Raw genomic sequence first — 16053 nt, forward strand, 5'->3', positions numbered from 1 at the left:
TGTACCGCACTTTTAGCGCAAACGTTTGCTTTTTTTTGTAAAAATAAAAGCGAATAAAAAAAACAGGCTATAAAGCCTGTTTTTTGTATATCACTTGTCGTCTTATCGCCAAATTGCCCCTTTGGTTTTGGCTCCTCGAGTATTGATATTTGTTTTAATTGCACCTTTTAAATTGGCACCAGTAAGATCTGCACCTGCTAAGTTCGAATTGGTCAAATTAGCGCCTTTTAAGTTAGCTTTATGAAAGTTAGCCCCACTTAAATTTGTATTTGTGAAATCAGCCCCTTGTAAATTTGCATTGCTGAAGTTTGCATTAGCAAGATCTGAATTGGTAAATGATTGCCCTGCTAAATCTTGACCTGAGAAATCTTGTCCACCTAAAGCGGCATTAACTTTATCTGAAGATGAACTGCCACTAGAGATATATGTGGTTTCACCATTGTGAGTAATAACGGTGCCATTTACGACCGCACTTTTTTTGCCCGAGATAGTTTGTACTGATTCGCCACCATCTGTCGCACTATTAACAATTCTACCATTTACTGTAACAGATTGATTATTATCAGTTTGCGCATAGCTTGATAATGCTGCAAAACCCAATAATGTGATAGCTAATTTTGAATAAACGTGTTTCATGTTTACCTTCCTTCATATTTACTTTAAATAAATTAACGACTTGGTTCCAAAGTTAATAACCCTTCTAATGGATCATCTTCCTGCAAAGTTGTTATAGCTTTGGTGGCTTTTTCTGTATCAAAGCCAGCAATATTATTTTCAGTTTTAACTGTATGTGTATAATGTGCATCCTGTTGAACTACGACAGGGCTTGGAAGCATATTTGACATTCGTTGCATCCACATACTATTAATATTGCCGCCCGTTGTTCTTCTTGATAACAAGATCGGCAATACTTTTTGTGCTTCACTACTGCCCTGCTCTGCAGCTAATTGATATAACCGAATTGCTTCGCCAAAATTCACTGCTACTCCCACACCTTTATGGAAGCGAACCGCCAAGTCGTAGCTCGCTCCAGCATCTCCAGCTTGAGAGCGTTCTCTTAATTCCCCAATCACACCCGTATTTGCTGGTGAAGAAACAGTCTTAGGCACTGTTTGAATAGCTGGCTCAGATTGACGATTTGAGATAACGCGCTGATTTTGTCTTGCAGCAGAGCTTCCTAAACTAATCGCTTTTTCATTCCAGCGCTGTGCTAATGCATAATTCCCTTTTTGAAAATGGAAGTTAGCCAAGGCATTAGCTGCGACATAATCTCCCATCACCGCAGCATCATTAACTAATCGTTCAGCCTTTGCATTAAATTGGCTTAAACCTTTTTGGTATTTTTCTAATAGACCTTGCAAATATATTGCTCGGGCATATTTTAGCGAAGCAACTTGCGCTAAATATTGATTAGCTCTTGCAAAATCTCTCGGTAAATTACCACTAAATAGCAAATAGGCATTCGCCATTAACGCCTTTGGATTATTTTGCAAGACAAAATGTTCGAATTCATCATAAGCGTTTTGATAATCCTTATTACGGTAACTTTCATAAGCAAATGCCAGAGAAAATCCCGTATTTTGCTCTTGCTGAACTGCTGGACTCTTCGGCTCAATCGGTTTATTAATGACAATTTGAGCGTAAGAAACCGGAATCCCTGCCAGTAAGGCATAAACAAATAATTTAGATGTTGAATATTTTTTTGACATATCGACCTCCAGGATTATTTGTTTACTTCACTTGATAACTAACTGTTTTGATACCTTTTAAATCATCGCCAAAGATTGCTTTTAATTGCTCAGATAAGGCATTCATATCCTTTACTTTAAGCGGATTAAATGCATCACCAAAGTTAGTTTGAAGCTTATCGGCCACACTATAATATGAGGCCATACACATCACACTTTCTTTACCTTTTTCATTTAAACTTAAAGTAAATGCATCAGAACCCGGAATTTTTAGCGAATTATTCTTAGAAGTTATACTCTCTCCTTGAACAGGATTTGGATAAACCTGAGTAATACTTTTCGATGCATCTTGGTAGAAACACGCTAAATAAGTTGAATCTCTATCTACATTAACATCTAACTCTAATGTATCACCACGACGATATGATGATTTATTTAAATTAATCCCAACATTAATTGGTGCATCTTTATCAGAATTTAGTACTGGATATCCACCACGAGGCTGCTCTTCTTTATCATCTGATGGTTCTAATCCTACTTTTTTAAAGTTACCGTTTGCATCTGTTTTTACATAATTTTTCATTAAGCGTTCATAACTTTCGAAATTAATAAAACCAGAAGGGGTTGCTTTATTATCTTTTTGGAATGCAGATAGTGCCTCACGGAATTCTTTTGAACTCTTACCATCTACTTTACCACTGTAATAGCCTAAGTTTTTCAAGCCGGTTTGGAAGAATTTCACTTTACTACTATCTCCCATTCCACCATACCAATCGAGCAATTCACGTTGGAATTCAGGATGAGCTTGGTCAAGTGATAAACATTGCCAGTAAGGAACTTTAGTTAACTTACCTACTAACTCTATCGTACCTAAATCAACAAGAGTTCGCATTGAACCACCTAATCCTTGAGAAAGAGCTCGCTCTAAAGAAAACTGAACACCAGTTTTCTTAATTTTAGCGCCTGCATCTAACCCTAGACCTTTACCTGCGGCCACAATTTCATTAGATGAATCAATACCTGGATAAAGCGTACGGGTTAAGAAATCCCCCATATGCAACTCTAAACCCAATGCGGTTGTCATCAAATCACCTGAAATACCAACTTCACCATCTTCTGCATAAGAAAGTCCTAAGTTATTAGACTTACGTAATACATTTTGATCCACATAAGATACTGCCCCAGAAATATAAAGTTGAGGTGCCGGAATTTGCATACTTCCCGTTGGTAATAAAAGATTTGTTAACGTCTGAACGGTATCTTGTTTTAAAGGATCGATTTCAAAATCAGCGACTTTAAATGCCCCACTGGTTTTCGACATTTGTGACAATGCTGTCATGATCATTTCACTTGCTGCCACACCAGCTTTCGTTGATGGATCTTTAATTGTTTTCACGGCAATAACTGTTTCACTCACATTACTTTGACGTAATAAATCGTCCATACAGTTTAAACTATCACTAAAACTTGATATTGATCTAACTGGTTCTACTGCAGGGAGGTTATGAGTCGTTGTTGAGCCAATATATGGTCTATCTTCTTTTAGATTTGTAGCAGATAAAGAACACCCAACTAGATTAGAAATCAAAACATAAGAAATAAGAGTTCTAGAAAATTTCATAAGATACCTTAAGTTATTATTAATTATTTACAGACATTAATTACATCGCCTTTAACAACGACAACATTATTATTCTTATTTTTAGGACCATATCGACCAGAACTAGCGCCTTTTTGAGCAGCAACATTTCCAATATTTGTAGAACAATTTTTAGAACGTCCTCCAAAAGCGCTGCCACCTGAAGTATTACTATACTGAGAAACACTATCCTCAGCCTCATTTTCCATCTCTATACCCATGCCTATTCTTGACCATTTTTGAGCCTGAACTTCATGTACTTTCGCTTTATCTAACGGGCCTAAACCTTTTCTTGGTACGAGTTCACCATTTCCAGCAAAAGCATTAAGAGATAAAAAACATGAAGCCCCAAATAGCATCAACATATTAAAAACTTTCATGACTTGTCCCCAACAGAATTTTAAAATATATAAAAAATTGGTTATTGGATAACCAATAACCAATTTATTTATGACTATTCGCTGCTATTAGAACTTAAGTTTTGTACAGCTTTACTACCACCAACAGCAGTGTTCGCTACTGCACCTTGGATATTGGTAGTTTGTACGTTGTTACCACCGATAGTTACTTTACCGTGGTTAGATGAAATGTTTTGGATTGCTTTACTACCGCCAACTGCTGTATTAGCTACTGCACCTTGAATATTAGTGGTTTGTACGTTGTTACCACCAATTTTAACTGCAGCATTAGTTGATAAAGCTAAACTTGTTGCAAAGATTGCTGCTGCACTAATTTTAACTAAGTTTTTCATTGTTTTTCCTCTTTAAAAGAAATTGAGCATTACTATGCTTATTAAAATTAATGATTATTTAATATAATCATGAATTCTGCGCTAAAAATGACTAATCTTTAACAACAGAACCGATATTCACTTCAGATTTACCACCTGAAGAAGAATTTACAATTGAACCAACACTAACTGATTGATTGTGGCTTCCACCATCATTTACTGATGATCCAATATTAATGCTGGCTTTACCGCTACCAGATGCCTTATTTACTAAGGAGCCATTCACAACAACACTTTGGGTATTATTGCCAACGCTTTTACCTACAGCGGAACCAACATTAATCATTGCTTTACCACTGCCAGAAGAAGAGTTATCTACCGATCCACTAACAGTTACATTTTGTGTGCTTCCATAAACGAATGTTGATGATGAGCAAATACCAAATGCAATAAGCAATAATCGTTTAAAACAAAAAGTTTGTTTTTTCATTTTTACCTCAAGATTCCTCATGAGAAAATATTATTCAATCAATGATTGAAAACTGAAATCGGTATATTCCAGCCGAAATTAATCTATCACGGCAAAATCAGCTCAGATCATCGGACCAGTTATTTTTGAACTATAATTAATAACACTTGTCATGAATTTTTAACTAAAAGTAAAAAATCTATTTTTTTATTTAAATAAAACATTTAGTTAAATGACATACTCACAAATAGGCATACTTAATATTTAATAATTACCCATATAGTTTAAAAGGTTTTATAAATTAATTTAAACATTAAGGATAGAATTAAACAATCATAATGTTTATAACATAACCAACGCAAACGCTTGCAAAGGTTAAAAAATAATCAATTTTAGTTGCTATTTTTAAACTAACTCATGACAGAATCGCTATTTTCCTAATTTAATTTGAGCTCAATCTGAAAATCAGCGACAATACAGCATTATTTAAAACAGAAGAAACAAGACAATGAGTTATCCATTAGAAGAAGTTAATAAACGTCGCACATTTGCAATTATTTCCCACCCTGATGCGGGTAAAACCACCATCACCGAAAAAGTATTGTTATACGGCAATGCCATTCAAAAAGCAGGCTCAGTAAAAGGTAAAGGCTCTGCACAGCATGCAAAATCTGACTGGATGGAAATGGAAAAACAACGTGGTATTTCCATTACCACTTCCGTGATGCAATTCCCTTACAATGAATGCTTAGTGAATTTATTAGATACGCCGGGGCATGAGGATTTCTCGGAAGATACCTACCGCACTTTAACGGCCGTGGATAGCTGCTTGATGGTTATCGACTCGGCAAAAGGGGTTGAAGAACGAACCATTAAATTAATGGAAGTGACCCGTTTACGCGATACGCCAATTATCACTTTCATGAATAAACTTGACCGTGATATTCGCGATCCAATGGAATTATTAGATGAAGTGGAAAGTGTATTAAAAATCCATTGTGCACCGATTACTTGGCCGATTGGCTGCGGCAAATTGTTTAAAGGGGTTTATCATTTATATAAAGATGAAATCTATCTTTACCAAAGTGGGCAAGGCTCTACAATCCAAGAAGTACGCATTGTGAAAGGCTTAAATAACCCAGAATTAGACGCTGCCGTAGGCGATGACTTAGCCCAACAATTGCGTGATGAATTAGAATTAGTAAAAGGTGCAAGTAACGAATTTGATTTGGATTTATTCCTAAGTGGTGAATTAACGCCAGTCTTTTTCGGTACTGCATTAGGTAACTTCGGTGTTGATCATTTCTTAGATGGTTTAACTGAATGGGCACCTGCTCCACAAGCTCGTCAAGCTGATACCCGTAAAGTCTCAGCAGAAGAAGAAAAATTCACTGGTTTCGTATTTAAAATCCAAGCCAATATGGATCCAAAACACCGCGACCGCGTGGCTTTCCTACGCGTAGTTTCTGGTAAATACGAAAAAGGGATGAAACTTAAGCACGTGCGTATTGGTAAAGATGTAGTTATTTCTGACGCGCTCACCTTTATGGCGGGGGACCGTACCCATGCCGATGAGGCTTATGCTGGTGATATTATCGGTCTGCACAATCACGGCACAATTCAGATTGGTGATACATTCACACAAGGTGAAGAGCTTAAATTTACCGGTATTCCAAACTTTGCGCCTGAATTATTCCGTCGTATTCGTTTGAAAGATCCTCTTAAACAAAAACAATTGTTAAAAGGCTTAGTACAACTTTCTGAAGAAGGTGCTGTGCAGGTATTCCGCCCATTAAGCAATAATGATTTGATTGTTGGAGCGGTCGGTGTGTTACAGTTTGACGTGGTTGTTTCTCGTTTGAAATCAGAATATAACGTTGAAGCCATTTATGAAACTGTTAACGTCGCAACGGCTCGTTGGGTGGAATGTGCAGATAACAAAAAATTTGAAGAGTTCAAACGTAAGAATGAGCAAAACCTGGCATTAGATGGTGGGGATAATCTCACTTATATCGCACCTACCATGGTAAATCTAAATCTTGCACAAGAACGTTATCCTGATGTGACCTTCTTTAAAACAAGGGAACATTAGTTGTAATATAAAGTGCGGTCAGAATTTATAGTGAATTTTTACCGCACTTTTTTATAGATAAATAAAAAATGAAATACTAAGGTGCGGTTAAATTTAATCGCATTTTTTATATAAAAGAAAGAGAGAAAATAAGATGGCTGGGGTACTAGGATTCGAACCTAGGGATGCCGAGATCAAAACCCGGTGCCTTACCGCTTGGCGATACCCCAACTGAAATTCTTTGATTGGAAATAAAGAAGATTTTATTTAGATAGTATGGCTGGGGTACTAGGATTCGAACCTAGGGATGCCGAGATCAAAACCCGGTGCCTTACCGCTTGGCGATACCCCAACTACTATTTGACTGCAAGCTGATAAATGGTGCGGGACGAGGGACTTGAACCCACACACCTCTCGGCGCCAGAACCTAAATCTGGTGCGTCTACCAATTTCGCCAGTCCCGCAAATTTGGTGGCTACAGCGAGATTCGAACTTGCGACCCCAACATTATGAGTGTTGTGCTCTAACCAACTGAGCTATGTAGCCATCATTTGCTTTACCTTATCGGCTTTGCGGGGCGTATTATCCTGATTTGACCTATTCTCGTCAATCATTTTTTTGCAAAAAACGGATTTTTTGATTTAGTTGATTATAAATAAAACGCTTTTGCTATTTTTTGTTCACATCAAGAACGGAGATCATTCCAACAAAACGCTTCCAATGCAAGGTGTTAAATTGCCCTGGAATATACCAATTAGATATTGTTCCATCAAGATATAAGGCATCATGACAACCTATTTTCAGCAAACCTTGGCTCAATGTATAAAGATTAGGCTCACCTTTTATCGTCATCAAGAACAGTAATTCGTTCTGCTTCGTCAAACACACTGCATTACGCTTATGATAGCTTTCTAGGCTTGCTCTAAATTGCGGATTTATTTTGCCATGAATAATCAACATTGGGCCTGATTGCAACGCAAAATCCGGCTTGAGTTTGCTTTTCTGATAAGCGGATGTGGTTAAAATGTAGGGCTTATTTTTTGCAATGGCAAACACACCATTGGGTTGTACATGAAAGTTACCTTTGCCTGATTTTGTATTTAACGCATTGAGCTCTTTTCCATGCTCAATCCATAATCCCGCTGGCGTGTTATTCATGCTATAAATGCCTGCATTCATGATCATTTTCACGTTATAGCTAGGCTCTAAGGCATTTTTGAGACGCGTTAAACTTTGATAATCTTTACCTTCGGCATCTTTCCAATGTAGCTGTACTTCTTCGGGCTTTGCTTGAAAAATTCCGTAAGTAATATTGCCATCATCAAAAGTTCGGTATTCCGCTAGGGCTGGCACACTCATCAGTAAGGATGCGCTACTGAAAAGTGCGGTCAAAAATTTAATCGTTTTTTTCATTTAAAGGATGGGTTAAATGCAACGCATTTGAAAAGGCATGCAACCCTTCTGCATTACCCGATCTCATCATGGATTGCATAGTTTGGGTTGGTGCATGAATGAGTTTATTTGTTAATTTATAACTTAATTCTTGCAGAATTTTTTCAGCATTCTCACCTTGTTGAATTTGGTGTAACGCTTTTTCGAGTAATTCTTGGCGAGTATTCTCTGCCTCATCACGGTAATGACGGATCAAATTGGAGAATTGTTGAACTTTCAACCACTCAAAGAAGGCATTACATTCTTGCGTGATGATATCTTGTGCTTGCTCTGATGCTTGCTCACGTTGAGAAAGATTGCGTTGGATAATATCTTGCAAATCATCCACGGTGTAATGATACACACTTTCTAATTCAGAGACATTTTCATCAATATCACGAGGCACGGCGATATCAACCATTAAAGTCGGTCTAAATTGACGTGCTTTCTCCGCAATTTCAGCCATCACTTTAGTGATTAAAATAGTCGGACTGCCTGTAGAGCTGATGACAATATCGGCTTGATTTAGCGGTGTTTGCAATTCATCAAGCGAATACACATCAATCGGTGTATTAGACGCTAATTTTTCCACCAACTGCTCAGCGCGAGATAAAGTGCGGTTAGCAATCATCAATTTTTTTACACCATGGCGTAATAAATGACGGCTTACCAATTCAATGGTTTCTCCTGCCCCAACAAGCAAAATTTGTAATTCACGTAAAGATTCAAAAATCTGACGTGCCAAGCTACAAGCCGCGTAAGCCACCGATACAGCACTTTCACCAATATTGGTTTCAGTACGCACTCGTTTTGCCGTGGCAAAGGTTTTTTGGAATAAGCGAGAAAGCGTGCTTGAAAGCGGAATATTAGCCGATTGATAATAATCTTCACTGATTTGGAAAGCTTGTTTCACCTGTCCTAAAATTTGCGGCTCACCCAAAATTAATGAATCCAAACCACAGGCCACGCGCATTAAATGATTTGCAGCTTGTTGATTTTGATGTGTGTAAATACTTTTATTTAATTCATCGACAGAAAGCTGATGAATATTAGCAAACCAATTTATACAGTTCGTTTGCCATTGCTTACACTCTTGGGGTGAAATTTGACGATGGTGAAGATAAATCTCTGTACGGTTACAGGTAGAAAGAATAACCGCACTTTCTGCCAAATCTTGTTGGTGAATTTGTTGTAAGGCAAGCTGTCGCTTTTCTTCAGAAAAAGCGACTTTCTCACGAACAGCGACAGAAGCTGTTTTATGATTAATGCCTAGAACAAGAAGGGTCATAAAAACCTAATAAAAACAACCGCACTTTTATGAGTATGCGGCTTAAAGTAGAAAGTAAAAGTTTCGCTATTTTAATGAATTGTTGAGAATTGAGCAAATTTCAAGAGAAAAAACTCAAACAAATAACTAAAATGAGTTAAAACTTATCTTTCGCTAAACGCCATTGTGTAAATTCGTCTAAATTTTTTGCTTGTAAAAACGGATTAATTTGTTTCTCTAATTCAATCGTTGTCGGCAAACTCGGTTTATCCTCTGCTCGATAACGTTCCACTAAAACACGTTGATTTTTGACCGCACTTTTATCCGCCAAGACGGTTTCCGCAAAAGCTAAATTACTCAGCGTATATTCATGAGCGGGACAAACCACGGTTTCATTAGGTAATTGATTAAAACTCTGCATAGATTCAAACATTTGAGCAAAATCTCCCGTAAATACGCGACCACAGCCTGCAGAAAATAACGCATCACCGCAAAATAAATGCCCATCCACCAAATAGCTGACATGCCCTGCCGTATGACCACCACTTGGCAAAACTTCAATATGATAATGTACCGTATTAATCACGCCACTATCCATAATGTTGGTTGCCCCTTTATTTGCACATTCTGTTGGGCCGAAAACAGGCACATTAGGATAATATTGCTTAAATGCCGCGACACCTTGCACATGATCATCGTGATAATGGGTTAATAACACCGCTTCTACGTCTAACTTATTCGATTCTAAATACGGAATTAAACGGGTTATTTCTGGGATATCGATCACAATTACAGGGAAATTTTCTCGTCTATAAAGCCAAATATAGTTATCATTGAGCGCAGGAATAGGAACTAGCATAAATTACCTTATGAAAATAGGATTAACATTGAATTGGAAAGCCAAATGGCACAAACTACTTCTTTCACCTGAAAGTTGGCAAGCGTTACCACAAGGTGAAGCCTATTGTAACGTATTAACCGATTATTTTGCCCAATGGACACCAAAAATTTTAGGCTATCAAATTCTGAAAGTCGGTGCCTTAAGTGGTGAAATTGCCTTTGACTTGCCTTTACATCATCAAATTGTGTTAGGCGAAAAAACAGCGCATTTTCCTACCGCACTTTTAAATGAAACCGATAGTTTAATTCAAGCATCGCCGTTAGCCTTGCCTTTTATTGAAAAAGAAATGGATGCTTGCTTATTGGCGAACACCTTAAATTTTGCGCAAGATCCTCACCAAATATTGCGTGAAGCTCATCGTGTTTTAAAGGATGATGGCTGGATTTTCATCACGTTATTTAATCCGCTGAGTCCCTTGCTTTTCAAACCGAAATTAGGCGAATTTAAGTTCCGACAATATGCTACTTGGCGAGTGGTTGACTGGCTATCATTATTAAATTTTGATGTGATTGCAGAAGAAAGACTATCCATAAAACAAGAAAAGAGCACGCTTTGTTCTCCGCTCTCCGTGATCGTTGCCCAAAAACGAACCTATCCGTTAACACTGAATCCTGAGAAAGCGCGGTCAAAAATGCCGGCGTTTTTAGAGCCGGCAGGTGCATTTAAAGAAATCAGAACAGAATGATTATTCTGTCACTTCTTTGATTACTGCTGAAGATGCATTATTCATTACAGACTCAACGCCTTTTTCTGCTGCAGCTTGAGAAGAATAATATTGGCTACGGCCAATTTCTTGGTGGTTAGCTGCTTTTAATACGAAATAAGGTTTATCATTTTTCGCTACGCGATATTCAAAGTTTTTCGCATCCACGCCATTTTTTTGCACTGAAGCAATACCGTTTTCAGCTGATGCTTTAGTTTTATAAAGTTCGCTAGTTAAAATCACTTGTCCGTTTGCTGCTTTTAAGTTGAACATAAATTGTCCGTCTTTAGCCACTTTTAATTCATAAAATCCTTGAGCCATGATATCTCCCAATTGGTTGATTTGTTTATAATTTTACCCACGCAGAAAATGCCTTTCTGCGCCAAGCTAATTTACCCTTAAAAATCAAGGAAAACAAGAGCAGAAGTGCATAAATTTTATGCTTGATTAGCTCTCTAAACTCCCCTATGATGCTCGGGCTTTTTATAACAGGAACAATTATGACCGAACAAACATTTATTCCCGGCAAAGATGCCGCACTTGAAGACAGTATTTCAAAATTTCAACAAAAATTGACCGCACTTGGTTTCAATATTGAAGAAGCCTCTTGGCTTAATCCTGTGCCAAATGTATGGTCTGTACACATTCGTGATAAGGATTGCCCACAATGTTTTTCTAACGGCAAAGGCGCAAGTAAAAAAGCAGCGTTAGCATCTGCATTAGGTGAATATTTCGAACGTCTTTCCACCAACTATTTCTTTGCTGATTTCTATTTAGGACAAGAAATTGCTAACGATGATTTTGTTCATTACCCCACTGAAAAATGGTTTCCAATTGAAGACGATTCCCTTTTACCACAAGGGATTTTAGACGATTATTTATGGGATTATTTCGATCCAAACCAAGAACTAACCCCAGAATTGCTTGTGGATCTGCAATCCGGTAATTACGATCGCGGTATTGTCGCTATGCCTTATGTGCGCCAATCCGATCAAGAAACCGTCTATATTCCACAAAGTATCATTGCGAATTTATACGTTTCTAACGGGATGTCCGCTGGTAACACAAAAAATGAAGCACGTGTGCAAGGGCTTTCTGAGGTCTTTGAGCGTTACGTAAAAAATCGCATTATTGCAGAAGCAATCAGTCTTCCTGAAATTCCAAAATCCGTGATGGATCGCTATCCATCCATTCAAGCCTCTATTGCCAAATTAGAGGAAGAAGGTTTCCCTATTTATGCCTTTGATGCCTCATTAGGTGGCAAATATCCTGTCATTTGCGTGGTATTGCTCAACCCAAATAACGGCACGTGCTTTGCCTCTTTTGGTGCACATCCGAATTTCCAAGTGGCATTAGAGCGTACCGTAACGGAGCTTTTACAAGGTCGCAGCTTAAAAGATCTCGATGTATTCTCTCCTCCCTCATTCAATAATGATGATGTGGCTGAACACGCTAACCTTGAAACACACTTCATTGATTCTAGCGGTTTAATTTCTTGGGATTTATTCAAAAATACGCCAGATTATGAGTTTGTAGATTGGGATTTCTCAGGTTCAACCCAAGAAGAATATGAAAACTTGATGGCTATCTTTAATGCAGAGGAAAAAGAAGTCTATATCATGGATTACAACCATTTAGATGTTTATGCTTGCCGCATTATTGTGCCTGGCATGTCTGATATCTACCCTGCTGATGACCTCATTTATGCCAATAATAATATGGGTATGGACTGGCGCGAGATCTTGTTGGATCTATCACACCATCATCATGATGCTGAAACTTACCAAGAGTTATTGGCTGAATTAGATGAGCAAGATATTGACGATGCCACACGTGTTCGCGAATTTATCGGTATCGTGGCGCCAAAAGCAAGCGGTTGGACAACATTACGTGTCGGTGAGCTCAAATCCATGCTTTACTTAGCATTAGGTGAATTAGAATTAGCCTTAGATTGGGCAAACTGGACGATGAATATGAACAGCTCTGTATTTACGCCAGAACGTGTGAATTACTATCGTGCCTTAATCAGTATCATTGAATTGCATTTAGACAATACTCGCGATCCACAACAATATCGCACTGTGTTTGAAAGAATGTATGGCAAAGAAGCCGTTCAACAAGCTTGGGCTGCGGTAGCTGAAAAAGGTAACCCCTTCTATAACTTGCCAGCCAGCGATGAAATGCTTGAAAACTTCAAAGAACACCAAGCTTTACTTGGTGCTTATGCGAAATTACAAAAAGCCAAACGAGAAAATTGGAAATAGTTGATTTTCTCTCAATCATAAGGCGGACTTAATGTCTGCCTTATTTATTTCCGCATTAAAAAACTGCTTTAAAATCAACCGCACTTTTCACACAAAAACGCTTAAATTTATGCTATAATTCGTCGCAATTTTTTGATCAAAAAAGGAATAAAAATGACGGATTCAATCCATTCCTCTATTACCCCAGTCAATATTGAAGAAGAACTAAAATCTTCTTACCTTGACTACGCCATGTCGGTGATTGTTGGGCGTGCTTTGCCTGATGTGCGTGACGGTTTAAAACCGGTACATCGACGTGTGCTTTTCTCCATGGATCAATCTGGCATCACTGCCGGCAAAAAATACGTAAAATCTGCCCGTGTGGTAGGTGATGTAATCGGTAAATATCACCCGCATGGTGATTCTGCGGTGTATGACACTATTGTGCGTATGGCACAGCCGTTCTCATTACGCTACATGTTGGTCGATGGGCAAGGTAACTTCGGGTCAATCGACGGTGACGCGCCAGCGGCAATGCGTTATACCGAAGTCCGTATGCAAAAAATTACCCAAGCGCTATTGACCGACTTGGATAAAGAAACCGTAAATTTCTCGCCAAACTATGATGGCGAATTAATGATTCCAGATGTATTACCAACTCGTATTCCTGCACTTTTAGCAAACGGTTCTTCCGGTATTGCGGTGGGGATGGCAACGAATATTCCACCACACAACTTAAATGAAGTTTTAGATGGCTGCTTGGCTTACATTGATAACGAAAACATCACCATTGATGAGTTAATGCAATATATTCCAGGTCCAGACTTCCCAACAGCAGCATTAATTAATGGCCGTAAAGGGATTGAAGAAGCTTATCGCACAGGTCGCGGCAAAGTGTATGTTCGCGCTCGTGCTAGCGTAGAAACCACAGATAAAGGCAAAGAGCAAATCATTGTGACCGAATTGCCTTATCAAGTGAACAAAGCCAAATTGGTAGAAAAAATCGCTGAGCTCATCAAAGATAAAAAAATCGAAGGTATCAGCAATATTATCGACCTTTCTAACAAAGAAGGGATCCGCATTGAAATCGACATCAAACGTGATGCCGTAGGCGAAGTAGTATTAAATCACCTCTATGCGCTTACCCAAATGCAGGTGACTTTCGGGATCAACATGGTGGCCTTAGATCACGGTCAACCACGTTTATTCAACTTAAAACAAATCATTGAAGCCTTTGTGATGCACCGTCGCGAAGTGGTGATTCGCCGTTCTTTATTTGAATTGCGTAAAGCCCGCGAGCGTACTCATATTTTAGAAGGTTTAGCGGTTGCAACCTCAAATATCGATGAAATCATCGATATCATCCGTCAATCGAAAGAGCGTAAAGAAGCCGCAGAAAAATTAATTTCTCGTCCTTGGAAACTGAATAACGAAATTTTAGGCTTGCTTGATGCAGCGGCACGTCCGGCTGAATTAGCTGCTGAATTTGGTATTAAAGGTTCTGATTACTACCTTTCTCCAGAACAAGTTGATGCAATCTTAGAACTTCGCTTGCACCGTTTAACGGGTCTTGCTACCGAAGAAGTCATCAATGAATACAAAGAGTTATTAGTTAAAATTGCAGAACTTCTCCACATCATCAACAGCCCTGAGCGCTTGATGGAAGTGATTCGTGAAGAGCTTGAACAAGTACGTGCACAATTCGCCGATGAGCGTCGTACCGAAATTACTGCCGCTTCCGGTGATATTGATTTAGAAGATTTAATTGCCCAAGAAGATGTAGTGGTGACCCTTTCTCACGAAGGTTATGTGAAATATCAACCGCTTACCGACTACGAAGCTCAACGTCGTGGTGGTAAAGGTAAATCCGCAACGAAGATGAAAGATGAAGACTTCATCGAAAAACTCTTAGTGGCGAATACTCACGATACGATTCTCTGCTTCTCTAGCCGTGGTCGTTTATATTGGTTGAAAGTCTATCAATTACCACAAGCGAGCCGTGGCGCACGTGGTCGTCCAATTGTAAATATTCTACCGTTACAAGAAAACGAGCGTATCACCGCAATCTTGCCAATCTCTGCTTATGAAGAAGATAAATTCGTCATCATGGCAACGGCCGGCGGTATTGTGAAGAAAATCGCGCTAACTGAATTCAGCCGTCCACGTTCAAGCGGTATCATCGCCTTGAACTTACGTGATGAAGATGAATTAATCGGCGTGGATATCACCGATGGTTCTAACGAAATCATGTTGTTCTCTTCGCAAGGTCGCGTAGTGCGTTTCGCGGAAAGTGCAGTCCGTGCAATGGGTCGTTTAGCAACAGGTGTTCGCGGTATTAAACTCGCCCTCACCAACGACATCGCTGACGATGAAAGTGCGGTCGAAATTGAAGAGGTTTCCGATGATAATGCAGAAGAAACCCTCGATCTCAATATCGATAAAGTGGTTTCCTTAGTTGTGCCGAAAAATGACGGCGCAATCCTTACGGCGACGCAAAACGGTTACGGTAAACGCACACAATTAAGCGAATACCCAACCAAATCCCGTAATACCAAAGGGGTGATTTCGATTAAAGTGAGCGAACGTAACGGTAAAGTCGTTGCCGCAACACAAGTAGAAGAAACTGACCAAATTATGCTTATCACCGACGCAGGTACCTTAGTGCGTACTCGTGTAAGTGAAGTCAGCATTGTTGGCCGTAACACCCAAGGTGTTCGTTTAATTCGTACCGCAGAAGATGAGCACGTAGTCAGCCTTGAACGTGTTTGTGATGTGGATGATGAGGATGAAGGCTCTGAAGATGTGACTTCTGAAGAATAATTGATCTTCCATTAAATAAAAGCCCCGCGTTTTGACACGCGGGGCTTTTTTATTGGCATCTAAAAATCTCTTTTAGAAATCTATTCTATTG

At 38.9% G+C, this 16053-nt stretch carries 14 protein-coding genes and 4 tRNA genes; 4 read left to right on the forward strand and 14 right to left on the reverse strand.

Annotation, left to right across the window (positions count from 1 at the left end):
- Positions 1-102: 102 nt before the first annotated feature.
- The 6 genes from INP93_RS08985 to INP93_RS09010 form a co-directional block, all read right to left on the reverse strand.
- Positions 103-636 carry a pentapeptide repeat-containing protein gene (locus INP93_RS08985; RefSeq protein ID WP_111406555.1) on the reverse strand — a complete coding sequence of 178 codons (534 nt, stop codon included), beginning with the start codon at positions 634-636 and terminating at the stop codon, positions 103-105.
- Positions 637-668: 32 nt separating this feature from the next.
- Complete coding sequence (locus INP93_RS08990; RefSeq protein WP_193451183.1) at positions 669-1709, reverse strand: tetratricopeptide repeat protein; 1041 nt, start codon at positions 1707-1709, stop codon at positions 669-671.
- Positions 1710-1731: 22 nt separating this feature from the next.
- Positions 1732-3132, reverse strand: coding sequence for a DUF4384 domain-containing protein (locus INP93_RS08995; RefSeq protein ID WP_197544719.1), 1401 nt, complete (start codon positions 3130-3132; stop codon positions 1732-1734).
- A gap of 200 nt (positions 3133-3332) precedes the next feature.
- Positions 3333-3707: a hypothetical protein gene (locus INP93_RS09000; RefSeq protein ID WP_070868083.1), complete on the reverse strand. Its 375-nt coding sequence runs from the start codon at positions 3705-3707 to the stop codon at positions 3333-3335.
- Between the two features lie 74 nt (positions 3708-3781).
- The gene (locus INP93_RS09005; RefSeq protein ID WP_197544720.1) at positions 3782-4078 is read right to left on the reverse strand and encodes a hypothetical protein; all 297 of its coding nucleotides are present in this window, start codon (positions 4076-4078) and stop codon (positions 3782-3784) included.
- A gap of 91 nt (positions 4079-4169) precedes the next feature.
- Positions 4170-4547, reverse strand: coding sequence for a hypothetical protein (locus INP93_RS09010; protein WP_049366050.1), 378 nt, complete (start codon positions 4545-4547; stop codon positions 4170-4172).
- Positions 4548-5034: 487 nt separating this feature from the next.
- Between INP93_RS09010 and prfC the strand changes: the two genes are divergently transcribed.
- Positions 5035-6618 carry a peptide chain release factor 3 gene (gene prfC, locus INP93_RS09015; protein ID WP_197544721.1) on the forward strand — a complete coding sequence of 528 codons (1584 nt, stop codon included), beginning with the start codon at positions 5035-5037 and terminating at the stop codon, positions 6616-6618.
- 134 nt (positions 6619-6752) lie between these two features.
- On the opposite strand, the gene INP93_RS09020 is transcribed toward prfC, so the two are convergent.
- The 7 genes from INP93_RS09020 to gloB all read right to left on the reverse strand — a co-directional run bounded on the left by INP93_RS09020 (position 6753) and on the right by gloB (position 10154).
- Positions 6753-6827: transfer RNA gene (locus INP93_RS09020), tRNA-Gln, on the reverse strand.
- A gap of 47 nt (positions 6828-6874) precedes the next feature.
- Positions 6875-6949 (reverse strand) — tRNA-Gln (locus INP93_RS09025).
- A 27-nt stretch (positions 6950-6976) separates the two neighbouring features.
- Positions 6977-7061: transfer RNA gene (locus INP93_RS09030), tRNA-Leu, on the reverse strand.
- A gap of 5 nt (positions 7062-7066) precedes the next feature.
- Positions 7067-7143, reverse strand: a tRNA-Met gene (locus INP93_RS09035).
- A gap of 123 nt (positions 7144-7266) precedes the next feature.
- A complete protein-coding gene (locus INP93_RS09040) occupies positions 7267-8010 on the reverse strand; it encodes a phosphodiester glycosidase family protein (RefSeq protein WP_197544722.1) in 744 nt (247 codons plus the stop codon).
- A complete protein-coding gene (gene hemA / locus INP93_RS09045) occupies positions 7994-9316 on the reverse strand; it encodes a glutamyl-tRNA reductase (RefSeq protein ID WP_197544723.1) in 1323 nt (440 codons plus the stop codon). The genes INP93_RS09040 and hemA overlap by 17 nt, the downstream gene beginning before the upstream one ends.
- Positions 9317-9452: 136 nt before the next feature.
- Positions 9453-10154 carry a hydroxyacylglutathione hydrolase gene (gloB, locus tag INP93_RS09050; RefSeq protein WP_197544724.1) on the reverse strand — a complete coding sequence of 234 codons (702 nt, stop codon included), beginning with the start codon at positions 10152-10154 and terminating at the stop codon, positions 9453-9455.
- Between the two features lie 10 nt (positions 10155-10164).
- Here gloB and INP93_RS09055 point away from each other — a divergent pair, with 10 nt between their 5' ends.
- Positions 10165-10881, forward strand: coding sequence for a class I SAM-dependent methyltransferase (locus INP93_RS09055; RefSeq protein WP_197544725.1), 717 nt, complete (start codon positions 10165-10167; stop codon positions 10879-10881).
- Here the strand turns inward: INP93_RS09055 and INP93_RS09060 are convergent, their stop codons facing one another.
- A complete protein-coding gene (locus INP93_RS09060) occupies positions 10882-11220 on the reverse strand; it encodes a YegP family protein (RefSeq protein WP_197544726.1) in 339 nt (112 codons plus the stop codon).
- 179 nt (positions 11221-11399) lie between these two features.
- Between INP93_RS09060 and ycaO the strand changes: the two genes are divergently transcribed.
- Both ycaO and gyrA read left to right on the forward strand, forming a co-directional pair.
- On the forward strand, positions 11400-13163 hold the full coding sequence (ycaO, locus tag INP93_RS09065; RefSeq protein ID WP_197544727.1) for a 30S ribosomal protein S12 methylthiotransferase accessory factor YcaO: 1764 nt from the start codon (positions 11400-11402) through the stop codon (positions 13161-13163).
- Positions 13164-13316: 153 nt separating this feature from the next.
- A complete protein-coding gene (gene gyrA, locus INP93_RS09070; protein WP_065243117.1) occupies positions 13317-15962 on the forward strand; it encodes a DNA topoisomerase (ATP-hydrolyzing) subunit A in 2646 nt (881 codons plus the stop codon).
- The last annotated feature ends 91 nt before the right edge of the window (positions 15963-16053 follow it).

The sequence above is a fragment of the Haemophilus parainfluenzae genome (genome assembly GCF_014931415.1).
GTDB classification, from domain to species: domain Bacteria; phylum Pseudomonadota; class Gammaproteobacteria; order Enterobacterales; family Pasteurellaceae; genus Haemophilus_D; species Haemophilus_D parainfluenzae_AF.